The organism is Cyanobacterium sp. Dongsha4, from assembly GCF_036345015.1.
In the GTDB taxonomy this organism is placed as follows: domain Bacteria; phylum Cyanobacteriota; class Cyanobacteriia; order Cyanobacteriales; family Cyanobacteriaceae; genus PCC-10605.
This window is the reverse complement of sequence record NZ_CP084098.1, coordinates 2,683,160-2,706,848: the sequence shown is the minus strand read 5'-3', so window position 1 is coordinate 2,706,848 and position 23,689 is coordinate 2,683,160. Positions and strand designations below refer to the sequence as shown.

Here is a 23,689-nt window from a genome sequence, read left to right as displayed (position 1 = left end):
TATTTTGTATTTTTTCTGCAAACTTCTCTGCTGTTTCTTTTTTGCTACTAATATAATATATTTTCTCTTCATAATCTTTTTTTCCTAGAAAAAACCCCTCCTAAATAGAGGGATTTAGGGCAGGGCTGTTTCAAAGTAGAAATACAAAAACGCTAAAACTATTGCCAGTAAAAGAATATAGGGTTTTAGAGCTTTGAGGATTAAGAAGTAGTTAAAAATGTTGAGATTATCAATTTATAACCATAAACCATTAAAAACTATTGCAAGAGTGCCTATTCCCCATTCCCTGCCTTAACCAGAAAATTTTAGAATGAAACAGCCCTGGGGATTTAGGGGGATCTAAAACTTTTCAAACAACTTCTTAGAAGGGAATTTCAGATGACTAATTCAGGATTACGGTATTGAAGAAAGACTAGAAATATCAATTAATGGTTGTCCATTTAAAAAGTAATTATCTGGACTCGGTATTATTTCTCCGTTCCATAATCCGTTAAAACTAAAAGAAATCGAACCGTTAACGGGTATTTCTTCATTCCATGATAGGTTAGAGACTAAATAGCGATCGCTGCTAATTTGTTTTTGTTTTCCATTCCAAAGAGAAGTTAAGGCAAATGAAGAATCAAATTCTAATTCCCAACCTTGAATCGGTGTTTCTCCCTGATTTGTAATAGTAATAGAGCCAGTGAAACCATCATTCCAACGATTATCTACTTGGAAGTTAATTAAAATATCTCGGTCAGAATTAGATGAATTATTCAGGGTTTGACCATCATTAGAATTTTCTGAGGACTCTAAAGCAAACAACGACGTTTCTGGATTATTATTTTCCATCATCAAAGTACCAGAAGACGAAATCCCCCCGTTATCAATTAAAAGATTATTAAGAAGATTTTGTTTATCGGTGTTAACGGTATTCCAGTCATCTTGAAGAATACCCCCAGTATCGCCAGAGTTAGGATTCCATGACCAATAAGTCCAGTTAATACCGTTACTTCCTTCTCCTAGATAGTTTATTAGTTCTTCTAACCAGAGGCGATCGCTTCTTGTCTCCAATTTTGTTCCAAATTCTCCTAGTAGTACAGGAGCAATATTTTCTTGATGAAGATAACCCCAATGACGATCCCACAAATCGGGCAAATTTTGAGGATAATCAGCACTATTAAACCACGACTGCGGATAAACCGAAGCAGGATAATCATGGGGGGCATAAACCAAACGATTGGCCACATTAAGGCGTACAGGAAAATCTTTCGCTCCCATTAAATTACCACCCCACCAGTAATTTTCGCCGTTATAGTTTTCGATACCTTCCACAAAAATCAACCAGTTAGAATTAACAGAGAGAATGCCATTTCCTGCCCTTTCCGCCGCTAAACGCCAATCTGTAGCTATATTTCCACTACCCCAAGTAGCCGAGCCATGGGGTTCATTATGCAAATCTGCCCCAATAATTGTATTATTTCCACTATAGCGTTGAGCCAACATTTGCCAATCACTAATCCATCTTGCTTCAGAATATTGATTGGTGTACCATAAGGAAGACTGAGACTCGGCACTAGGACGATGGCGATCGAGGATTATTTTTAAGCCTATTTGTCCTGCATAGTCAACAACCTTATCCATGATTTGTAATCCATTAAGCCCCTGTAAATCTGGATTGAGACTATAATTAATGCTATTGGGAACACTACCAGAATCAAAAAGTTGGTTAGAAAAAGGAAGTCGGATGGTGTTGTATCCTAAATCCCTCATCTGATCCATCATATCTCGATAATTTCTTGCCCATAAACCATGAGGAGTAAAATTACTCGTTTCTAATCCAAACCAGTTAACTCCGCTAATCCTGAAAGGGTTTCCATCGGGGTCAATAATTTGATTACCCTGAGTTTGCCATCCCCCCTCAGCAGTAATTCCCCCTTGTACAATAGTTGCGATTCCTTGTCCATCTTCGATGGTTGCATTAACAGGAGAAGATAAATTTAAGCTCAATGTCTCATTATCTTCTAAGACACTATCATTAAAAATATTAACTGCGATCGCTTTACTTGTTTCTCCGGGGTTAAATACTAAATTTCCGCTAATAGCTTCATAATCGAAACCAGCACTAGCAGAATTATCCTCAGTACTATATCTTACTTCTACTACCCTTTGACTAGGTTCACTCAGGGTAACGATAAAATTAGCTATGGCGTTATTTCCTTCGGTAACAGTGACATTATTAACCGTTAAAGTAGGTAAAACAACATTTTCTCCCGTATCTTCAAGGGGAATACCATTGAATGAATAGTTACTAGGCTCAGGAATATTTCCTTGGGTCCATGCACCATTAAAGCCAAAAGAAATCGAACCATTAACGGGAATTTGTTGATTCCAACTCAGATTGGAAAAATTATAACCTTGGCTATCATTGCTATTATTATTAGCATTCCAAACATTAACTATTTCAAATGGTGCGTTAAAAGTCAGTTGCCAACCATCTATAGGGTTTGTTCCTTGATTAGTAATGGTAATCGTACCAGTAAAACCACTATTCCATTGATTATTGACGGTGAAATCAACAACTATATCACTATTATTTTCTGAAGGGGGATTTTGGTCATCATTGATAATATTTCCCAATGCTTGACTATCTCCAATGACTGCCCCAGAAGCATTGTCCAGAATTACCTGTAATGTCTCATTCTGTTCTACTAAATTATCACCATATACTGGTACAGAAATAGTTTTGGTTATCTCTCCCACCGCAAAAGTTAAAACCCCTGACATGGGTTCATAATCTTGAGATGCTGTTGCTGTTTGACTTATAGTGCTATAGTTCACCGTAACAGTTTGATTACTTACCGAGTCAAGGGAAACTGTAAAAATAAGATAAGATATTCCTTGATTACCTTCTGTTATTGTTCCATCACTAATGGTTATACGGGGAAGAGGATTTTCAGCGTTAACACCCTCACCATTGAGTATAAAGTTAGTTGGTTCGGAAAAAGTTGTGTTGAGAGGTTTACCAATGAAACCAATGGAAACAGTTTCTTGAGGAGATATATCACGATCCCAACTAGGGTAACTAACGGTATATTGATTACCTTGACGATTTATTATCGTACCATTCCAAAGATCTGTAATTTCAAAATCTGCACTGAAAGTTAAAGTCCAGTCAGAAATCAATAAGCTACTGTTGTTTGTGATTGTGAGTTGTCCTTGAAAACCTGAACCCCAATCATTAACTAAAGCAAAATCAACGGTATTAACCATTTATTCTGATTCCTTAAGTGTGAGTTTATAAAGATAGAGTGTATAAGCAGTCAGTCAGGTTATTTCTTTAGAGAGTATTTAATTAAGTAAAAATTATGATATTTATTTGCATCTTTAATTATTCATCGAAATCTAAGAATATTGTATTAACTAAACCTCACACAAATTAGCTTTTTTACTATCACATTAATACTTTCTGATACTTAATAGCTAAGGATTTTAAATATTTCTTAAGAAAATTACTGACTTTTTATAACTACCTCTATAATGACATTTTTAAGTAAAAAATGCTGAACGGTTATCTCTAATATTTACGATGAACCGCTCATAATTAAATAATTTTTAATGTAGTAAAATACTCACTTCTACTCATAAATTTATGGATCTGAAAATAGCTGTAAACCATAAACCTAATTCAAATCAGCAGACTTAACATTTTTGCGTGGCTGATTTATTACAATTTTCTGCTAAGGTAAATGTTCACAAGCAACGCCATCTTTGTCTCTATCTAACCGATGAGGGTCTCCTGAAAATGCGTTTAAAACCTGTTGAGCTTCTACCTGAGTTTTAAAATCTTTACAATCACAGTCTGTGTTAGCACAGAGGGGAAGTTTTTTAGATGGTTTTTGTGAGTATAAGTTTTCTTTTTTTTCCCTAGATGAAGAAAAGTTTTGACTGTTTTTGTCTATGGTTTCAGCTTTAACTATAATGTTTGTAGATACATTTAACAAAATAATAATACTAACAAAAATTATTGTTTTTTTTATAATTCTGCTCATGAAAACTTACCAATAATTAGAGAATTACTATTCCTATTACTATACTTAACAGGCTCATCATTTAAGTATTCTAAGGTGGGAAAAAGGATGTTGGATGTTGAGGGATTGAGGAGAAGGAGGAGAATAAAAGGGGAAAATAACTCTTAATTTTTACTTGAAATCTGTTTACCATTCACTATTTTAGTTTTACTCTCAAATTTTTGCGTTTATTTTGAATAAAGCTCAATTAGGATCTCTATGGGTTTATTTCTAAGTTATAATTCTTATTTTACAACTATAGAGTAAAAAAAATGATTCCGATTCTTAGTAGTACATTAATTGCAGTCACTCCCTATAATGGTTCTATACAGGAAGAGAATACTACTATTGTTAATCAGAATCCATCTTCGATTATTCTTGCTGAAAAAGATACTTCTGTTTTTTCTCCTCGTGTACAAACGGAAGAAATTCCGCCTATTCCTATTTTTGTGGAAAATCCCCCTGAAATAACTGCAGATGGTTTAGGCACACCTTTGAGGATAAATAGTTTAGGACAATCAACGGTTAGTTTTGATGATAATTCTTCTTTTCGTTTTGCCACTGATGTAAAGCGTTTAATTACTGTCAGTCGTAAAGGCTCATCACGGGAATATGATTTTGACACTGAGGGGAAAGGTTTTTCTGTGGTGCAAAATACTCTCATAGGTCAAGAGGTTGTTAATTCTTCTTTAAATGTAGTGGAAATTCTGGCAGATGAGCAGGAATATTTCGATCAACAGGAAGTTGTTAAGGCTAGGGGTAATGTGGTAATTCGATTTTCTAATGGGGTGTTGAGGGCTGATCTAGTTTCTGTTAATTTGCGCGATCGCATCGCTGTAGCGGAGGGAAATGTAAGTTTACAAAGGGGGGAGCAAAGTTTAAGGGGCGACCGCTTCGAGTACTATTTTGTGAGGGATGAGGGGGTAATATTTAATGCTCAAGGGGAGATATATCAACCAAATCTAGCCCAAGATTTTCGAGGAGATACGGGGAATAATCCTGTTAATGCTCAAATTCTTTCTCAACAAATAGAAGCTAATCAACCCCTAAGAAGGGTGACATCGGCGGAGGGTTATAGTTTTGTGGTTGGTAGTGTGAGAGATTTATCTTTATTGCAACAGGCGGGGGGCGCACCTTCAACTTCCAGTGGAGGGCAAATTAATCGTTTTCGTTTTCAGGCGGAGAAGGTAGATTTTAATAGTGAGGGATGGTTTGCTACTAATGTACGTATTACTAATGACCCGTTTTCTCCTCCAGAGTTTGAAATTCGAGCAGATACAGCAAGATTAAGAAGTATCTCTCCTTTTCAGGATGAATTAACAACTACTAAATCTCGTCTTGTATTTGACCAAACCGTTTCTATTCCTTTGTTTCAAGATCGTTTAGTTTTCGATAGGCGCGATCGCCGCCCCGGATTATTTAATATTGGATTTGATGGGGAAGATTTAGGGGGATTATATATAGAAAGAGATTTTGAGGTTTATAGTGATCAAAAAACCCGTTTTACTCTAACTCCTCGCTTTTTGGTACAAAGGGCATTTTTCCCCGATTCTTTCTTTGATGATAATGCCATTAACCCTGATGAAAATGGGGGCATATTTAACCCTAGTAGCTACGGTTTAGTAGCAAATTTAGAGGTGGATTTTGCTGAACGCACGCGCCTTAACGGAATTCTTAATTTTACTGGTTTAGACTTAGATAATATTGAAAACCGTCTGCGTGGCAGTGTGCAGTTAGATCAAAAACTAGGAGAATTAAACGCCCCTCATACCCTCAGTTTACAATACAACTACCGCGATCGCCTCTTTAACGGTTCATTGGGTTTCCAAACAGTACAACAAAGCTATGGAGCAATTCTTACCTCTCCTTATATTCCCATCGCCAATAGTCCTTTTGGTTTAGTTTATCAAGCATCTGTTCAAAATATCAACGCTGACACCGACAATCAAGATTTACTGAGAAGCAAAAGAGATAACAATCGTGCCACTTTAACCCGTTTTCAAGGAGCGGCGATCGTGACTGGTAATTTCTTACTATGGTCAGGAGAAGCATTGCCCCCCACACCAGATCAAGGGTTAAGATTTACTCCCACTCCTGTTGTGCCATATCTTAGTTTAAATACAGGATTAACAGGGGTTGGTAGTTATTACAGTAATGGTGACACCCAACCCAGTATAACCGCAACCGTAGGATTACAAGGGCAAATCGGTCATTTTTCTGATTTATTTTTTGACTACACTGGATTTCAGGTCAGTTTTAGTCAAGGCATTAGGGGGGATCAATCTCCCTTTTTCTTCGATCGCTTCGCAGATGATCAAGTGTTATCATTAGGGCTAACTCAACAATTATACGGACCAATCCGAGCAGGAGTTCAAAGTTTCATCAATGTTAAAACCAATCAAGAAATAAGTACCGACTACTTTTTGGAATTTAGCCGTAGAACTTATAATATAATCTTACGCTACAACCCTGTTTTAGAATTAGGTTCTGTGAATCTGAGTATCAGTGATTTTAATTGGGAAGGTAATGCAGGATCTTTTGAAGGTAGCACAGGAGTTCGTTCTGTTGTCGATGGTGTCACAAGAGGCAATTAGTGATGGGGTGAATGATAAAAAACTCCTAAGTTTCATTCTCATTACTTCCCTCTAACACCTGAAACCCGACACCTGACACCTTATCTCCTCAATACCCTATTTCTTCTGTCAATCTGAAGTGTTGAAATAGTAAAATCTGAACTATATCTTAATAAAAGTTAAGAATAAAATGTAAGATATTAAGAATAAATAAAATTTTGCAAAATTGAGCAATATTTATGGTATTTAAAATCAACTTTAGGGAAATCCTCAATACCAAAGCAGGTTATTTTCTCATCGGTCATATTGTAGCCATGGCTTTTGGTTTGGCTGGTTTATTGTTAGTCTTACCTCATCCTGAATTTATCGCCAATTTACCTCCGATTGGTCAATCTGCATTCAGTTGGTCAATGATTGGGGGCGGAGTTGTCTATATGATTTTAGGGTGGAGTGCGATCGCAGTTTATGCTTATACTCAATTAGGGTTATGGCATTGGTTAGGATTTATGCTTCCTGCCTTAAGTATTTCTTTAACCAGCGAGTTATTAGGTACAAGTACGGGGTTTCCCTTCGGTGCATACCATTATCTTTCAGGATTAGGTTATAAAATTGCTGGATTAGTGCCTTTTACTATTCCTCTTTCTTGGTTTTACCTGGGTTTCAGCAGTTATTTAATTGCTAGAGTCGGTTTGAATAGATTAGATATTCCTAATTGGTTAAAAGACTTAGGTGCGATCGCATTTGGTGCATTATTATTAACCTCATGGGATTTTGTTTTAGATCCTGCCATGAGTCAAACATCTGTACCATTTTGGCAATGGGATCAACCGGGAGAATTTTTTGGAATGCCCTATCAAAACTTTATCGGTTGGTTCGGTACAGGAGCAATATTTATGAGTGTAGCAACCTTAATTTGGCGAGTCAAACCTTTACAGTGGGAAAAAATTTCCTTAACAATTCCTACTGCTGTATATTTAGGAAACTTCGGCTTTGCGATGATTATGAGTGTCGGGGCAGGATTTTATGTTCCTATTTTCCTCGGTATTTTACTGGGAATTGTACCCTTAATTATTTTTCTTCGATTGGCTTATAGGGAAGAGACTCCCAATGATAACGCACAATTAGCTTATTTTAATTAATCTCAAAAGGGCAAAGGGTAAGAGGCAACGGTAATTAATTAACCTCAGTTCGGTTTAAGAATATCCAACAAGGTTAGGTGTCACCTGAGTTCGGAGTTCGGAGAGTTCGCTGCGCTCGTACACTCCTTTCAGTCGTGAACGGAGTTCGGAGTTAAAAGCAATAATTATTGACAAAAAAGCTGAATAAATTGATTTTACGTTAGTTCGGTTTAAGGCAATTTTATCGTTATTTCTAAGAAGAAGCTATTAGGTTTTCTGACTACGAGTTGGTTTCAGCTTTCAGCTTATCCAAAACTCAGGTTAATTAGTTTTTCCCTCTCATCCCTTCCCCTCATCCCCTCATCTCCCTTTCTCCTAACCCCTCAACTTTCTATCACTTAAAATGTTGTTCAATTAAAGCAAACATCGCTAAATCTAAGGCTTCCTGACATTCAGGAGATGCAAATGCTTCGTTGTGGGCAAATTGTAGATGAGGATATAAGGGCTTAAACTCCTCTGCTCGTCTTTGGGCTGTATCTATCCTGACAAACATATTTCCTTGTTGACTTAACTCATCCATAAGTTTTAAAGCCGATTCGCTAAAGATTCTTGGTACAGATGCTGACACTATTTTGCAAGGTTGTGTTAAGGTTTCTATTTCTTGTGCTGTGATTAAGTCTGCTTGGGGTTTTCCGTCTTTATCTTTCCATGGAATTGCGATCGCAACATGGGTAGCATTATTTATTACTTTGGCTAAGGAATCTTCACAAATTACTTGTGTTGGATTTATTCCTCTTTCTTGTAAGTAAAAACTTTGTCTATTTTTATCGATTAAAGAGGGACTAAAAATATGGGTATTAAGATTATATTTTAAGGATTCATTAACAATAACTTTACCTATATTTCCCACTCCAATAATGGCGATTTTACTTTTATTTTTATCTGCTTTATCTAGCTCTAAATATTTGAGCATATGTTGAGCAACATAGGGGGAATTAATACCGGGTAAATTACCCACTTTTATATTCAATTTTTCGGCGGTAAAAACTGCGATCGCTCTTGTGTCAACTCCTCTCCTAATTACCATTAATTCTCTTTCATTACCCACTGCTTCACGCCATGAAGTTAGAACCCAAGCAGGAACAGCATTACTACCAACGATTAAAATATCAGGTTGAAATTGAGTTAGTAAATCTCCTAATCTATCAATACTAGGATCATTTTCTTCATCGGGAATTTGTTTTGCTCCAATATCTGGTACATATAAAATTGCTTGATTATTTATTTCTTGATAATAGGCTTTTTTATCTTCTAAACTATACTTTTTATGAATTGATTTTAAATTAAATTTTTCAATGGTAGCAGATGCGATCGGATGAGTAATAATAACTTTTTTCATAAAATAATATTATCTGAATTAGGAGTTAAGAAAATCGAATTTTCCCCAGAGGAATTAATCTTAATTAATGATTTACTATTGTTACGTTACTTTTTTTTGTATTCCAATTTAGGGTATTTCCAGTTGACAAACAAGACCTTTAATTGTTGAAGCAGGGGGAGTTTCCCATTTTTCAGTTTGCAAATTTGCCAAAAAAGACCTAATCGGTGTTGCTGTATCTTGATGATATTTGACAATAATCAATATTCGACTATCTTGCAATTTTTGTCCATTCGGATAAATACAATTTTCTTGTACTCCTGTCATAATCCCATAGGTTGATTGTTTTGCTAATTCTGGCACAACAACCACATCCAGATTTTTCATGATTGGTTTTCCATCAGAAGTTCTTGCTTGTAACTGTTGAAGTATTAAAAATACTGTATTTTTTCCCTGAGCAAGATGATACCAATAACTGCCTTCATCTAAATTACCCCCATACATGGCTTCACTGTTATTTAATGGAATCCAAGCACCTCCTAGATACTCTAAATCTTCTATTCTTTTGGGTAATATTTGCTCTGGAGGAAGGGCTTTAGCATCATTAAAACAAGATAGTGATAGTAGTAAAATTAAGCTCTTAACACCAAAAAATTTGATATTTTTAGTTAGATATTTCATTTGCTTTTAGAAATCAACAAACAATGAACAATTCACGATATAGCAATGTTAAGTCATATAAACTTGTTGATCAAAAACATTCTGCACGATGAATAAGAGAATAAAAGCAATAAAAGCAGAAATGATGGGAGTTGTAATCCATCCTGACGCAATTTCCCCTAATACTCCCCATTTTATCTGTCTAACTCCTTTAAATCCTTTACAAAAAGCAATTCCTATCACTGCTCCAACTACTGCTTGAGAACTAGATACGGGAATAAGAGGGATGGCTGGTAAGCCTAAATTAACGACAAAATTTGATAGGGCTTTGGAAGAAAAAATAAATAAAACTAAAGAGTTTGCCAAGACTACAGTTAAAGCACCTACAGGAGATAAAGCCATTAAACTATCTCCTACAGTCATCATTACTTTTTTTGAATAAGTAAATACTCCTATGGCGATCGCGATCGAACCTAGTAGAAATAATTGTTCTACAGAAGAAATTTTGGTAATTCCTGCAATATTTATATCCTTAAAAGGGGAGGCAGAAATAAAAACCCCCATAACATTACCAATATTATTCGCTCCGAGGGTATATGAACCAAATGCACCCACAAAAATTAAACTCCAACGCACATTACTATCCAAGCTCAATAAATGAGGCTTAGTGCGCTCAATTAAAATTACTACTATCTGATAAATGCCATAGGAAAAAACACCCGCCAGAATCGGGCAAAGAATCCAAGTGCTAACGATTTTACCCAAACTCTGAAAATCCGTTGGTGAGCCACTAAACCAATTCCAACCAATAATTGCCCCTACCACTGCCTGAGAAGTAGAAACAGGAAGTCCTAATTTTGTCATCCATAACACCGTTAAAGCCGCTCCCAAAGCCACAGTAAATGAACCGGGTAAGGCATTCACTTTTCCTAATTCTCCCAAACCATGAGCCGCCCCTGCACCTCCTGTAACTGCACCGATAATCACGAAAACACTGCATATTGTCGCCGCCGTTGAAAAGCGAATCATGCGACTACCTACCGCCGTACCAAATACATTTGAAGCATCATTAGCACCCAATGACCATCCCAAAAACAAGCCACTAGAGAGAAAAATTAAAGTTGTAATTAAATTCATTTGATTTTATCAGAAAAGTAAAAAAGGAAAAGGGCAACAATGTACTGGATGAAGGAACATTAAACCCTAATTCTTAGATGTAGTTTAGACTAACTTCATAGATTTTGTATAGATTGTGCGATCGCAAATATCAGTGAAAATTAGACTTTATTTGTTTTACTTATAACTGTTTATAAATAAGCATTATGACTATCTCTAACTCAGCATAATTAAATAAATAGTATTAATAATTATAGATTAATTTTATGATTGTTTCGTTATTTTTAATTGGGCTATTTTTTGTAAACAAAGTTTATAAGAATCCTGATCTTGTTGTAACTCATAAACATAAGCTAAACTTGCTAATATATCTAAAACTTCGTCATGATTATGACCTAAAATCTTACTTTTAATCTGTAAGGCTCTTAAAAATAAAGTTTCAACTTCAGTTAGTAGAAATAACTCAGATTTTCTTAAATTCTCATAAGCCGAATTTTCCAAAGAATTAGCAACATAAAAGTTATCTTGAGATAAATATTCTCGTTGTTTTTCTATCATTTTTTCGTACTCAGTGGCAAAGTCAAAATCTAATCCTTGATTTTCATCTTCTCCTGTTAAAATATCTTCGAGAGGATATAAGGTGGTATCAAAATCAGGATCATTAAATACAATTCCTTTTATTCTTTTTTGGTGATATTCCCTATAATTGTCTTGTATTTTTTTAAATTCTGTTAATTCTTCGTGTTTACTCTGCATTTGCAAGTTAACTATTAAATGGTAACGTAGGTTAAATATTTGTGGATGAAAAGGATAGAACTTTTTTTCATACTCAGCAAGACTTTTTCTCCATAACTTTTCAGCAGATTCGTAATGTGTTAAATGATGTTTAGTTTGGGCTAAATTAATCATACAAGAAAGATATAAAGGATGAGATTCAGGCAGGTATTTTTGACAAATTTCTAAGGATTCTGTTAAAACAACTTCTATATATTCTAATTCAGAAGATTTAGCACCAAAAGAATAACATTTATCCAATAAAGTTGAACCTATTTGCCATAAGAAATAAGCCAATTCTATATCATTGTCTGTTAAGATGCGATCGCATATATCAAGAGCTTGAGCAAGAAATTCTGGAGCATCTTTCTGATTGCTAATGACACCTATTACTATTAAGATTTGAATTATTTTAAGACTATTTTGACCATATAATTGTTTTTGAATTTCTAATAATTGAAGATATATATTTTTTGCTTCTGTGGTGTCTTGAAAAAAAGGATAATAAGTTTCTAAATAAGTAATAAAAGCCAAATTCTCTAAGATAAAAGCAACTTCACTATTTTCTTTTTCTCCTAATTGTTTAATTTTTGCTTCTAGTATAGAGTTAATAAATTGTTTTGCTTCATCATATTTTCGTTGATATAAATAAATTTTAGTTAGAATATTGAGATTATTTTTTGTTTCATTTTCAGTAAAATCTAATAAATTATTAGAGTTAATAAAATATTCTTGTAATTGACTTTCTAAATTTAGAAAATTACCTGTTAATTTAGCTTGAAATAAATCTTTTTTATTTACACTGATCATAATTTTTTATTTTTAGTGTAACTATAATTATAGTTATTTCAATTAACGTTGAGACACTTTAAAAACTCAAGTCTTTGATAAACAAAAGTTACAGGTTTTGATTTTGTTTCATTCCTATTTAAAATGGCTATAATTTTTGTTCTTCTTCTTGACTAGAATCATAACTTAAGTCCAATACTTTTGATTTTTTTGCTTTTACGTGATTAATTTTTTCTTGTGCTTGAATGAGCATGACAACTTTATTGCACTACTCAAATAATTCTTTGTATTGCATAAATAGATAATTCGTCAGCAACTTCTTCCGCTTTATCTGCGATCGCATCTATGGCATTAACTTTATCTCTGAGGTTAATTTTATGGGAAAATTTTAAATTAGAGGAAAAAATATTTTTCTTAATACTAATAGAAATACGATCAGCTTCTGACTCATATACCCTAACCTGATAAATATGATCTCTTACTGCCTTGGGATTACGAAAAAAGTCCCTTGCCGCCACTACCACCATTTCCACACTTTTAACCACCATTTTCACCAATAATAATAATTCTCCTTCGCTCAAATGGTTTTCTTTTTGAATTCTAGTTTGATTTTCAATGTGATTATTTTCTTCTTCAGGATTAGAAGGGCTTTTTGACTCAATTTCTTGATGCTCAATCATTAATTCTTGAAAGTTTTTCCCCAACGCATCTAGCAAAGAAAATAAGTTAGTTAATAAACTTAAAACATCCCCCCTAAAATCAGGAATTAACATTTCTGTGTAGAGGATATTAACAATAGTTCGACGTAATTCACTACATTTTTCCTTTAAATTATTAATCTGAAATAACTGCTCTTCTGATGTTTGATTGACTTTTCCAGCCCCCAAAAAAGCCGTCATCCCGATTTCAAAATGAATTGCACCTTCCGCTATTTTGTCTAAAAATTCATCTATTTGCCCTTCAAGTAATTTTGTTTTTTGGAATAGTCTAGGTATTTCTTTTGACATGAATGTTATCAGGTAAGCTCGTCTAATATTTTTTTCTTCACCCTAACTATCTTAAAATTATTAATAGTTTATTTACCATTTTTAATTTTTGTCCTTGCTACTATCTTTAATTATTCCTACTTATAACGAAAGCGAAAATATACCCCCTTTAATTATTCAGTTGACATCTCTACTCGATCGCACCTTAGAGCAGAAATATGAAATAATTATTGTGGATGATGATAGTCCCGATTTAACTTGGAAAATAGCCCAAGATTTAAGTAATCAATATCCCCAACTCAAAGTTATTCGCCGTCAAGGGGAAAAAGGATTATCTACCGCAGTGATGAAAGGATGGGAAAAAGCCCAAGGAGAAATTTTAGGGGTAATTGATGCGGATTTACAGCACCCCCCAGAGTCTTTATTACAATTATGGTCAGAAATAGAAAAAGGGGCAGATTTAGCCGTTGCTAGTCGTCATGTAGAAGGAGGAGGAGTAAGCGACTGGAGTTTATTAAGACGGTTTCTTTCCCGAGGCGCTCAAACTTTAGGTTTAATTATCTTACCCGGTGTAATTGGACGAGTTTCCGATCCCATGAGTGGCTATTTTTTGGTGCGTCGTCGTTGTTTAGCCAATAGTAAATTAAACCCTTTGGGATACAAAATTTTAATCGAAGTTTTAGCCAAAGGTAAAATCGGTTGGATTAGCGAAGTGGGATACGTTTTCCAAGAAAGACAAGAAGGTCAAAGTAAGGTGACAAAACAGCAGTATATTGACTATATTCGCCACTTAGTACGTTTAAGGTTATCTTTATGGAAATTCGAGCGTTTTCTTCGTTTTGGAGTAGTAGGTTTAAGCGGTGTCTTTGTTGATATGGGTTTTCTTTACCTCTTGAGTGACTCTTCTACCCTTGGTTTACCTTTAACTCGCAGTAAAATCATCGCCGCAGAGTTAGCTATTATCAATAATTTTCTTTGGAATGATAGTTGGACTTTTCGAGATATTGCCCAAACTCAACCGGGTAAAAGACGCAAAATTAAGCGATTTATTAAGTTTAACCTGATTTGTTTGGCAGGATTAATTCTTAACGTTCTATTTCTCAATATTTTTTATAATATTTTCGGTTTAAATCGATATGTAGCAAACTTAGGTGCGATCGCAATTGTCACTATTTGGAATTATTGGCTAAATTTAAAACTTAGTTGGCGAAGCACAGAATTAGACTCAGAATCATAAAAATGAGTGAAACAATAGCTAAATTGCTAACAAAACTGATATTAATAGTTATCATGGACACAAATAAATATTTGACAAATTCACCAAAATACTTAAACTCTTTTTAAACCTACTTTATTAACATCAAGAATGGAATTAAAACTACCCCCTCACAGAATGCAAATTACCGATGATTTAGACAAATTATTGGAGATACTGCCTTCAAACATTAAACAACCATTAGAAAATCATCCTCAAAAAAATTCCTTGATAGAAATAGTGTTAGATTTAGGTAGAAAACCAGAAGCAAGATTTTCTCATCGTACGGAATATTTAAGTGATCAATTAATTACCAGAGAGGATTTAGCTCATTGTGTGGCGAGGGTAGGACATTTTAGTGCCGACAACAGAGCAGGAATTGAACGCACATTGCACCGCATCAGTGCTATCCGTAATCGTCAGGGGGACATTATTGGTTTAACCTGTCGTATTGGTAGGGCGGTGTTTGGCACTATTCTTATGATTAAAGAATTAGTCGAAAGTGGTCAATCTATTCTGTTATTAGGCCGCCCCGGAGTTGGTAAAACCACAGCTTTAAGGGAAATTGCTAGGGTTTTAGCCGATGAACTAGAAAAAAGAGTGGTTATCATTGATACTTCTAATGAAATCGCTGGAGATGGGGATGTACCTCATCCTGCTATCGGTAGAGCCAGAAGAATGCAAGTGGCACGGCCTGAATTACAACATCAGGTAATGATTGAAGCCGTAGAAAACCATATGCCTGAAGTAATTATTATTGATGAAATTGGTACGGAATTAGAAGCCCTTGCCGCTAGAACCATTGCTGAAAGAGGTGTACAGTTAGTTGGTACGGCTCACGGTAATCATTTAGAGAATTTAATTAAAAACCCTACCTTATCGGATTTAATTGGTGGGATTCAATCGGTAACTCTTGGCGATGAAGAAGCTCGTCGGCGTGGTTCACAAAAAACCGTTTTAGAGCGCAAAGCCCCTCCCACCTTTGAGATTGCGGTGGAAATGTGGGAAAGACAAAAATGGGTAGTCCATGAAGATGTTGCTCAAACGGTAGATTATTTATTGAGGGGTAAACAGCCTATACCTCAGTTAAGACAGGTTAATGATGCGGGAGAAGTCTCTATTACCAGAGATCCCAGTTTTTCTTCTCCTCAACAAGTCAGTACCAATCCTCCTACCCTAATTGATATTCCTAATAAGCCTACAGGTTTAAGGGCTCAGGGAAAAATGACTCCTTTACCCATAACTCCTCAGCCTATTCATAATGAGTTTGAAGAGATGTTGGCAAACTCGTGGTATCAACTAGAAAAAACAGGACAAAAAATGAGGACTCCTGGTCCTAATGGAGAGGATTTCCCGATTTATCTTTATCCTTATGGTATTGGTAAGAGTCATTTAGATCATGTTATTTCTATTCTCAAGTTACCAATTGTGTTAACTAAGGATTTAGATTCGGCGGATGCGGTTTTGGCACTGCGATCGCAAGTTAAACATCATTCAAAGTTAGTACAATTAGCAAAAGAGCGTCAATTACCCATTAAAAGCATCAAATCTAATAGCATTCCCCATATTACCCGTGCTTTAAGAGAATTAGTTAGTTTAGAGGATGGTAATGAGCCTGAATCTTTAGATATAAGGGTTTTAACAAGGGTGGGCAGTGATGATGAAATTGAGGCTTTAGAAGAAGCCCGTTTAGCAGTGGAGCAAATTGTTATTCCTCAAGGGCAACCAGTGGAGTTATTGCCCAGAAGTGCCAAAGTTAGGAAAATGCAACATGAGTTAATTGAACATTATAGACTGCGATCGGACAGTTTTGGCGATGAACCAAATCGCCGTTTGCGTATCTATCCTGCTTAAACCTGATTGTTTGATTGTTTCAAGGGGTGAATATTCAACACCCCTCCCCCCAAATACCCAAGGCTGTTTCATTCTAAAATTTTCTGGTTCAGACAGGGAATAGGCACTCTTGCAATAGTGAATAGTTGATAATTACTCATTACTCCCCTAAACCTGCAACCTGACACCTCTCCCTAATGTTTAATGAGAGGGAAAATTTGGGCAGTTTCGGGTATCACGTCTAATTTTACTTTTGTTCCCACAGGTAACTGCGTTTTCACATCGGTACGGGCATGAAGCCTTTTTCCTGATTGAGTTTCCAAGCAATAACGATACTCTCTACCTAAAAACTCCCTTTCCTGTATTACTGTTACCCCTTCTTCATCAGGATGCAAAATAACATCCTCTTGACGAAACATGAGCTCTCCTTCTTGATAATTAACAGGTAAATTTAAACTCCACTCACCCAATTCGGTACACCACACATCCCCTTGTTTAGTAGCTTGTACAAAGTTTGCCTGAGTCACAAATTCCGCTACAAAACGGCATTGAGGACAAGTATAAATATCTTCTGGAGTTCCCAACTGTAATAGTTTTCCATCTTGCATTACCCCAATTTTATCTGCGATCGCCATTGCTTCACTTTGATCATGGGTAACAAAAATTGCGGCGGTGTTAGTGCTTTTTAAAATACTTCTTACTTCATGGCGTAACCTTTCTCGCACTTGTACGTCTAAATTACTTAAAGGCTCATCTAACAAAATTAATTCAGGTTGGGGTGCTAAGGCTCTAGCCAGAGCAATACGCTGTTGTTGCCCACCAGATAACTCATGAGGATAACGCTTTTCTAAACCACTTAAACCCACTAATTGCAAAACTTCAGCAACTCTTTGTTTTATTTCCTGATTGTTAGGGCGAGGTTTTTTCGTTTTTAGCCCAAAAGCAATGTTATCGGCAACACTTAAATGGGGAAAAAGAGCATAATCTTGAAACACCATACCAGTTTTTCTCTTTTCGGGTTCAACCCAGATAGAATCTCCCGTTACCATATTATTTGCTAAAAAAATGCTTCCTTCGGAAGGCCTTTCAAAACCAGCAATCATCCTTAATAGAGTTGTTTTACCACATCCGGAAGGACCCAATAAACCTAATAATTCCCCTTGTTTTAAGTCAAAGCTAACCTGATTTACCGCAGGAAGTTGTTTTGCAGAGAATTTTTTACTTACTGCTTTAACTTGAAGAATTACTGAATCTACCATTATGTGCCTCGCCAATGATAACTGATATTTAATAAGAATTATTTTCAACAATTTTAAATATATCACTTTACCCTTCAAATTGCACATTTTTAGCAACTAATTTCTCCCTCACATCTTACCTAACTCACCTGAGTTTGGAGTTAGTAGTCAGTTACTATTTAATAATCTCCTGTTGCCCATTACCTACCTTAACTATTCATTTACAGACTCAAAGTAAAAGAAGCAATTTTTTTATTCTTTACTACTCTGTGTTAATTTTTATAAGATTTGCAAATAAAACAAAAATAAGTTTTAAGATTATCTTGAAATAGTTTTATCTTTGTATATTCTTAAAATTTATGATTTTCTCTCCGATTTCGTTTGGGAAAAAATTAACTGCCATTAGTCTGAGTTTTTTGTCTTTAGGTATCTTTAACGTTAAAACTAGCTATTCTGCTGACAATATCTTTTTTGTTTATAGTCCATTAATTGCTTCTTTGAGAGTAGAATCTTTAGAAAAGTTTGCAAAAGATGGAACTGTTAATCAAAATTTGGGTTTTTATCTAAATTTAGCAAGGGTAGATGCACAACAAAAAGCCGAGTTTAGAAGAGCGTTAACTACTCCTGTCAAAGTTGACCCTGTTTTATTATCTCGTATTCTGAACACAGATGAAGCCGAAAGATTGCTTAATTATTTTGGCTCAGTTATTAATATCCGAGGAGGAAGTAACGGAAAATTTTTGTTACGAGGGGCTTTAATCAAATCCGCAATGGAAGAAGATGGTTTAACCCTCTTAAATGTCTTGCGTAATTTAGCTGTTGATATTCAAATTAATATTCCCCGAATTTTAAACTACAGTGAGCAAATTAACTTAGTAGTTAATGGTAGTGATTTGTTTGTCAATGAGGTAGCAAGATTAGGAGAGAAAGAAGCTGAATTATCTGAACCTGTTGACTTTAGTAAATTGACAGATATTCGCCAACTAGGGGCATTTTCTGTGACTAATTCCCGTTTAAACCTTTTTGATGCTACCAGAAATAGAGAACTATATGTAGAAATTTTCCAACCAGCAGAATTAAAAGGTGAAAATATCCCTGTAGTTATTTTTTCTCACGGGTTAAGTTCTCGCCCTGAAGATTTTAGCCGATGGGCAACTCATTTGGCTTCTTATGGTTATGTGGTGGTTTTACCTCAACATCCGGGCAGTGATATACAGCAAACAGAAGATTTCTTGGCTGGTTTATCTCGTCAGATATTTCGTCTCAATGAATTTATCGATCGCCCCTTAGATATTACGTTTGTATTAAATGAATTAACTCGTTTAAATAATCAGCAATTTGGTGGAAAACTAAATCTCGAAAGCGTAGGAGTAGGGGGGCATTCTTTTGGAGGTTATACTGCTTTGGCTGTGGCAGGAGCAAAAATTAATTTTCAACAATTAGAGCGTAGTTGTAATTTAGAGATTGGCAATCTTAACACTGCTCTTTTACTGCAATGTCGTGCTTTACAACTGCCTAGAAAAGATTATAATTTCCGAGATGAAAGGGTAAAAGCAGTATTCACGATTAACCCTGTTAATGCTTCTATTTTTGGCATTGATGGATTGAATAATATTGATATTCCCATGTTTGTAGCCGCAGGTAGCTATGATCCCGCAACTCCCTTTGTTTTTGAACAGGCAAGGACATTTCCTTTTTTAACAGATCAAAATGTTTATTTACAACTACAAGAAGGACAAGCCCATGTAGATTTTTCCCAACTCGATGCAGGTATTACAGACTTAATCGAAACGGTGGGAAATTTAACTCTACCTTCTCCTTACTTATTAGATGAATATACTAACTCCATGATGTTAGCTTTCTTCCAAGTACATTTAAGAAACGAAGAAGATTATCGAGTCTTTTTACAGTCTAGTTATGCTCAATATTTAAGTCAAGGACAGGAGTTTAAAACCTTTTTAATTACATCTCAATTTTTACCCGAGTTGAGGGATAAATACGAACAATTTTTGATGGACAATTATGACCTTATTTTCCGTTAAAGACAAAATTTCGGGATTGCTCAATTGTTATATGGTATGTTTTAAAAAACTCCAAATATCTAGCACTCAAAATATTATTACCACTGCAAGAGTGACTATTGTCCATTCCTGATCTACACTAAAAATCACAGCTTTTTAATTCACCCACGCCAAAATTTCCATTGTTGGAAAACATTTGCCACAGTATTAGCCGTCATAATACCACTGGCGGCAACGGCGGGGACACCAATACCGGGAAAAGTAGAGTCACCACAGCAATATAGATTTTTTATGGGAGTAGTGGCAGGGGCAAATAAAGATTCTCCTGCTTTCCATGCGGCGCCATAAGTGCCTCGATAACGTCTTAAAAAGCGTTCATGGGTTAAAGGTGTACCCACTAATTTTACTTCACATCGCTCTTTTATATCTGGAATAAATCGGGCTAGGGCTTCCCACATAGGCTGCGATCGCATCTCTTTCATTTCTTGATATTCTTGACTATTGGGGTTTAAATTTGCCCATAATTCATAGGGTTCTGTAGCAGGGGTATAAACATGGATAGAGTGTTTTCCCGGAGGTGCTAAAGAAGAATCTAAAAGAGAAGGAATAGAAACCGCAATTACATTTTGAGGAGCAGTAACTCCCTTTTGCCAATCATTAACAATCATGTGATGACAAGGTAAGTCATCAGGAATATCTTTTCCATCAATCCCTAAATGAAGGTGCATGAAACTAGGATTCATGGGAGTTTTTTCGCTTTTGCTTCTATATTCAGAATCCAACATTCCTTCAGGAATCAGAGCCAAAGTATCCCAAATGGAGGCATTAGAAATAACAGCCTTAGTTGCTTTAATTTCTTCATGATTACTTAATCTCACCCCTTTCGCTTGATTATTTTCAATAATAATTTCTGCCACATGGCTAGATAAAACTAACTCACCACCATTTTTTTTCAAACCTCTAACCAAAGCATCGACAATGGCTTCACTTCCTCCCACTGGATAATCAAGAGTGACATCAGGGCGATACCATTCCGCAAACATAAACGCCATTTCCGCCGCCGAAGTGCCATGGGCAGGTAAGCCAGATAACATAAAACAGAGTAAATCCAACCAATTACGGATAAATTCATCTTCTACTACCTCATCCATAATCGCTCCAAAATTACCTGTTAGTTTTTTCGCAGAAAATATATTAGGAATCATAGAGGAAAAGTGTGGAAAAAGAGTCAAAACCGCCCCCAAGTCATAACGAAAGGCTTGAACAGGAATAGCCATAGAAGCCTCTCCCAAAGGTTTCATCACTTCTTGCAACTTACGCCATTGTTTTCCTGCTTCTTCTCCCCGTAACTGCAACAATAGATTATGAAAATTATCCGCACCCACTGCAATATCAAAATAGCCCTCTGGCAACCAACATCCCCAATTGTCGTAGTTTTTCCACTCAATATCTTCCTCAACGATGTCTAAAACTTGCCGTAAGGGATTACTTGATGGAGAATAAGATAAACCCGAATAAAGAGAAGGACCTGAATCAAATTTAAAACCCTTATAGCGGAAACCGTGAGCGCATCCTCCAGCTAAATTATGACTTTCACAGACTAAAACATCATAGCCATACTTAGCCAAAATTGCACCGCAACATAAACCCCCCAAACCACTCCCAATAATAATTATTTCTCTATCTCTACTCATCATTTCTATTTAGGGTTTGATAAAAAAGTTATGTTAGGAGGGTAGGAAACAAAAGAACAGTCAAAGGTATTTATAACTAACATAAACTGAGGTTAAATTAATTTAAAATATATCTCAAATTTAATAATTTTTTCGAGGAAAGTCTTGTCTATTAGAAGTCTCAACTCCTTATTGTTCAATACTTTTTTCATCTAACTCAAGGGTTAGCTTGTGCAAAAAATCTATATATTTAGCTCTTTTACAGTGAGTAGAATAAAACAATATAAAATAATGACTACAAACGTTAACCTACAAGGCTTTATTCATAACAAAAATGTAATTGCCATAAATTAACAACTTTACTTCAACCTAAAACCTGCCACCTGAAACCTTACACTTTATTTTTAGAAGAAATTTATCATATTCAAAGTCAGAAAGCCATCTACTTTGTATCTTCATATTCTTTTTGTCTTTCATCTTTTTCTTGCTTAATTCCTTGATAGGTAAAGCCTAAAACAAAACCTAATACTCCTCCACCAACAATGACAATATTGCGACGCTGTACTCTTTGAGAAATTTCGGACACAGCTAAACCTAACATTAATCCAATTAAAGCAGTCATAATTCCAGAAAAAAGCATCATTTTTAAATTCATATTCCCTCTTGAATTTTAAATTTTATAAATTTTGAATAGCTATTTTTTTTCTATAAAAGCCTATGTTTATATTATAAATTCTAAACAAAGAAGAACGAGTAAAGTAATAACAATACAGTGAAAAAAAATAAGATATGATTTAACCAATCATCAAAATTCCAGTCTTTAAACATTAAAAAATGCTCCTTTTGTTATATTATTTAATTAAGTTTTATTAAGTTATGATATTCAGGATTTTAGTTTAATATAGCACTCCTAAATCATTTGTAAAAAATCAATTATCACCTCAGTTAGAGATAAAATTACTGGTGGAGGTGACACCTTAAAATATTTTGGAGCAACATCCATTAAGGATGCTTTAATTTCCAAAGTAAACTAGAAACAAAATTAGTTAAACTATGAGCGACAATGGGTACTAATAAATTACCAGTAATATAAGCACTGTAACCTAACACAAAGCCGATAATAATTGCCCAAACAACATAATGCCAACTGCTAACTTCACTCCAGTGTAAAATTCCAAAAAAGACGCTAGAAAGGATTAAAGCTAACCAATCATAACCAAAAGCAGGAAGCATAACTCCTCTGAATAATAATTCTTCACTTAATCCGGGGAGTAAACCCACCCAAATTAAATCGGCAAAAATTAGGGGAGAAATAATTAAATTTAGGTATTTTTCGGCACTGTGGCGATAATCTTCCCATACTCTAGTTAAAATACTACTAGCAATAATAATTGCGATCGCAATTAAAACTCCCATGGAAAAGTCATGAAGATTAAATTTGACTGGGATGAGATTTATTTTGCCTAATCGTTGCCATACCTGAGAGATAATGAGGAGAATTAGGGCGGTAATGCCCATAAATCCTAATATTTGTGTCCTAGTAAAAGAGTCTAAATTTGGTTGATTGCTTTCTGTCATGAACAATAAAAAGTAATGATATAGTCATGGATTTTTGATCCATTAATTAAAAGAATTTTAACTACTATTTTTTAACTCCAGCAGATTTTATAGTTAGGCGTTACTTTTTTTAATTTTTGGTAAAGGGCGAGTAGGAAAACAGATTCCTTTAGAATTGAAGTTGAGACGATAATTAAGATAGTCTTGTAGAATCAAATCATGGTCAAAACAGAGATTAGAAGGTATTTTCTCAATAGGAAATATAGCTAAATTTTTAGCATCATCGGCAGGTATTGGTTGCCCCACTGCTTCAGCAATAAAAACAACACTCAAAGTATGTTTACGAGCATCTCTTGAAGGGTCAGAATACACATATAACAAATCAAGAAGCTCAATATCAAGACAAGTTTCTTCTTTTGCCTCCCTAATAGCTGTTTCTTCCACTGACTCTCCATAATCCATAAATCCTCCCGGTATTGCCCACCCTAAAGGTTCATTTTTTCTTTCAATTAGAACGATAGGACGATAATCATGGTCTTTTAATTCAATAATTATATCTACGGTGGGAGCAGGATTTATATAATTTGTCATATCATTTTTTACTTTTTCATTTTCAGTAATTATAGGGAATATTTAAACTCAGTTAGGCATAAAAATATAGGATAAGGG

Annotated in this window: 17 protein-coding genes; 5 read left to right on the top strand and 12 right to left on the bottom strand. The window is 35.1% G+C overall.

The genetic code is table 11. From position 1 onward, the window contains the following. Positions 1-393: 393 nt before the first annotated feature. Both Dongsha4_RS11725 and Dongsha4_RS11720 read right to left on the bottom strand, forming a co-directional pair. A complete protein-coding gene (locus Dongsha4_RS11725) occupies positions 394-3,252 on the bottom strand; it encodes a cellulase family glycosylhydrolase (RefSeq protein WP_330202561.1) in 2,859 nt (952 codons plus the stop codon). Between the two features lie 467 nt (positions 3,253-3,719). Then, the gene (locus tag Dongsha4_RS11720; RefSeq protein ID WP_330202560.1) at positions 3,720-4,031 is read right to left on the bottom strand and encodes an excalibur calcium-binding domain-containing protein; all 312 of its coding nucleotides are present in this window, start codon (positions 4,029-4,031) and stop codon (positions 3,720-3,722) included. 290 nt (positions 4,032-4,321) lie between these two features. On the opposite strand from Dongsha4_RS11720, the gene Dongsha4_RS11715 reads away from it, so the two are divergent. Both Dongsha4_RS11715 and cruF read left to right on the top strand, forming a co-directional pair. Continuing rightward, a complete protein-coding gene (locus tag Dongsha4_RS11715; protein WP_330202559.1) occupies positions 4,322-6,643 on the top strand; it encodes a DUF3769 domain-containing protein in 2,322 nt (773 codons plus the stop codon). Between the two features lie 218 nt (positions 6,644-6,861). Beyond that, complete coding sequence (gene cruF, locus Dongsha4_RS11710; protein WP_330202558.1) at positions 6,862-7,761, top strand: gamma-carotene 1'-hydroxylase CruF; 900 nt, start codon at positions 6,862-6,864, stop codon at positions 7,759-7,761. A 373-nt stretch (positions 7,762-8,134) separates the two neighbouring features. Here the strand turns inward: cruF and Dongsha4_RS11705 are convergent, their stop codons facing one another. The 5 genes from Dongsha4_RS11705 to Dongsha4_RS11685 all read right to left on the bottom strand — a co-directional run bounded on the left by Dongsha4_RS11705 (position 8,135) and on the right by Dongsha4_RS11685 (position 13,464). Then, positions 8,135-9,139: a phosphoglycerate dehydrogenase gene (locus Dongsha4_RS11705; RefSeq protein WP_330202557.1), complete on the bottom strand. Its 1,005-nt coding sequence runs from the start codon at positions 9,137-9,139 to the stop codon at positions 8,135-8,137. Positions 9,140-9,247: 108 nt separating this feature from the next. Next, complete coding sequence (locus tag Dongsha4_RS11700; RefSeq protein WP_330202556.1) at positions 9,248-9,799, bottom strand: hypothetical protein; 552 nt, start codon at positions 9,797-9,799, stop codon at positions 9,248-9,250. Positions 9,800-9,847: 48 nt separating this feature from the next. After that, on the bottom strand, positions 9,848-10,915 hold the full coding sequence (locus tag Dongsha4_RS11695; protein WP_330202555.1) for an inorganic phosphate transporter: 1,068 nt from the start codon (positions 10,913-10,915) through the stop codon (positions 9,848-9,850). A gap of 243 nt (positions 10,916-11,158) precedes the next feature. Then, entirely contained in the window at positions 11,159-12,478 is a 1,320-nt protein-coding gene (locus Dongsha4_RS11690) for a tetratricopeptide repeat protein (protein WP_330202554.1), read from the bottom strand. 251 nt (positions 12,479-12,729) lie between these two features. Continuing rightward, a complete protein-coding gene (locus tag Dongsha4_RS11685; protein ID WP_330202553.1) occupies positions 12,730-13,464 on the bottom strand; it encodes a hypothetical protein in 735 nt (244 codons plus the stop codon). An 88-nt stretch (positions 13,465-13,552) separates the two neighbouring features. Here Dongsha4_RS11685 and Dongsha4_RS11680 point away from each other — a divergent pair, with 88 nt between their 5' ends. Both Dongsha4_RS11680 and Dongsha4_RS11675 read left to right on the top strand, forming a co-directional pair. Further along, positions 13,553-14,680 carry a glycosyltransferase gene (locus tag Dongsha4_RS11680; protein ID WP_330202552.1) on the top strand — a complete coding sequence of 376 codons (1,128 nt, stop codon included), beginning with the start codon at positions 13,553-13,555 and terminating at the stop codon, positions 14,678-14,680. A 129-nt stretch (positions 14,681-14,809) separates the two neighbouring features. Continuing rightward, positions 14,810-16,552, top strand: a complete 1,743-nt coding sequence (locus Dongsha4_RS11675) for a R3H domain-containing nucleic acid-binding protein (protein ID WP_330202551.1) — start codon at positions 14,810-14,812, stop codon at positions 16,550-16,552. Between the two features lie 173 nt (positions 16,553-16,725). On the opposite strand, the gene Dongsha4_RS11670 is transcribed toward Dongsha4_RS11675, so the two are convergent. After that, positions 16,726-17,790 (bottom strand): ABC transporter ATP-binding protein, encoded by a 1,065-nt coding sequence (locus tag Dongsha4_RS11670; protein ID WP_330202550.1) that lies wholly within the window; start codon positions 17,788-17,790, stop codon positions 16,726-16,728. A 338-nt stretch (positions 17,791-18,128) separates the two neighbouring features. Between Dongsha4_RS11670 and Dongsha4_RS11665 the strand changes: the two genes are divergently transcribed. Further along, positions 18,129-19,811 carry an alpha/beta hydrolase gene (locus tag Dongsha4_RS11665; protein WP_330202549.1) on the top strand — a complete coding sequence of 561 codons (1,683 nt, stop codon included), beginning with the start codon at positions 18,129-18,131 and terminating at the stop codon, positions 19,809-19,811. Positions 19,812-19,951: 140 nt separating this feature from the next. On the opposite strand, the gene Dongsha4_RS11660 is transcribed toward Dongsha4_RS11665, so the two are convergent. From Dongsha4_RS11660 to Dongsha4_RS11645, 4 genes are all read right to left on the bottom strand, one after another. Next, positions 19,952-21,484, bottom strand: coding sequence for a phytoene desaturase family protein (locus tag Dongsha4_RS11660; RefSeq protein ID WP_425590797.1), 1,533 nt, complete (start codon positions 21,482-21,484; stop codon positions 19,952-19,954). 421 nt (positions 21,485-21,905) lie between these two features. After that, positions 21,906-22,118 (bottom strand): hypothetical protein, encoded by a 213-nt coding sequence (locus tag Dongsha4_RS11655; RefSeq protein WP_330202547.1) that lies wholly within the window; start codon positions 22,116-22,118, stop codon positions 21,906-21,908. Between the two features lie 347 nt (positions 22,119-22,465). After that, positions 22,466-23,041, bottom strand: coding sequence for a CPBP family intramembrane glutamic endopeptidase (locus tag Dongsha4_RS11650; RefSeq protein WP_330202546.1), 576 nt, complete (start codon positions 23,039-23,041; stop codon positions 22,466-22,468). 93 nt (positions 23,042-23,134) lie between these two features. Continuing rightward, entirely contained in the window at positions 23,135-23,611 is a 477-nt protein-coding gene (locus tag Dongsha4_RS11645; protein WP_330202545.1) for an NUDIX hydrolase, read from the bottom strand. Positions 23,612-23,689: the final 78 nt, after the last annotated feature.

Bases quoted from the DNA above. Each gene is read 5' to 3' on its own strand.
- Dongsha4_RS11725 (WP_330202561.1), bottom strand. From the start codon at position 3,252: ATGGTTAATACCGTTGATTTTGCTTTAGTTAATGATTGGGGTTCAGGT.
- Dongsha4_RS11720 (WP_330202560.1), bottom strand. From the start codon at position 4,031: ATGAGCAGAATTATAAAAAAAACAATAATTTTTGTTAGTATTATTATT.
- Dongsha4_RS11715 (WP_330202559.1), top strand. From the start codon at position 4,322: ATGATTCCGATTCTTAGTAGTACATTAATTGCAGTCACTCCCTATAAT.
- cruF (WP_330202558.1), top strand. From the start codon at position 6,862: ATGGTATTTAAAATCAACTTTAGGGAAATCCTCAATACCAAAGCAGGT.
- Dongsha4_RS11705 (WP_330202557.1), bottom strand. From the start codon at position 9,139: ATGAAAAAAGTTATTATTACTCATCCGATCGCATCTGCTACCATTGAA.
- Dongsha4_RS11700 (WP_330202556.1), bottom strand. From the start codon at position 9,799: ATGAAATATCTAACTAAAAATATCAAATTTTTTGGTGTTAAGAGCTTA.
- Dongsha4_RS11695 (WP_330202555.1), bottom strand. From the start codon at position 10,915: ATGAATTTAATTACAACTTTAATTTTTCTCTCTAGTGGCTTGTTTTTG.
- Dongsha4_RS11690 (WP_330202554.1), bottom strand. From the start codon at position 12,478: ATGATCAGTGTAAATAAAAAAGATTTATTTCAAGCTAAATTAACAGGT.
- Dongsha4_RS11685 (WP_330202553.1), bottom strand. From the start codon at position 13,464: ATGTCAAAAGAAATACCTAGACTATTCCAAAAAACAAAATTACTTGAA.
- Dongsha4_RS11675 (WP_330202551.1), top strand. From the start codon at position 14,810: ATGGAATTAAAACTACCCCCTCACAGAATGCAAATTACCGATGATTTA.
- Dongsha4_RS11670 (WP_330202550.1), bottom strand. From the start codon at position 17,790: ATGGTAGATTCAGTAATTCTTCAAGTTAAAGCAGTAAGTAAAAAATTC.
- Dongsha4_RS11665 (WP_330202549.1), top strand. From the start codon at position 18,129: ATGATTTTCTCTCCGATTTCGTTTGGGAAAAAATTAACTGCCATTAGT.
- Dongsha4_RS11660 (WP_425590797.1), bottom strand. From the start codon at position 21,484: ATGAGTAGAGATAGAGAAATAATTATTATTGGGAGTGGTTTGGGGGGT.
- Dongsha4_RS11655 (WP_330202547.1), bottom strand. From the start codon at position 22,118: ATGAATTTAAAAATGATGCTTTTTTCTGGAATTATGACTGCTTTAATT.
- Dongsha4_RS11650 (WP_330202546.1), bottom strand. From the start codon at position 23,041: ATGACAGAAAGCAATCAACCAAATTTAGACTCTTTTACTAGGACACAA.
- Dongsha4_RS11645 (WP_330202545.1), bottom strand. From the start codon at position 23,611: ATGACAAATTATATAAATCCTGCTCCCACCGTAGATATAATTATTGAA.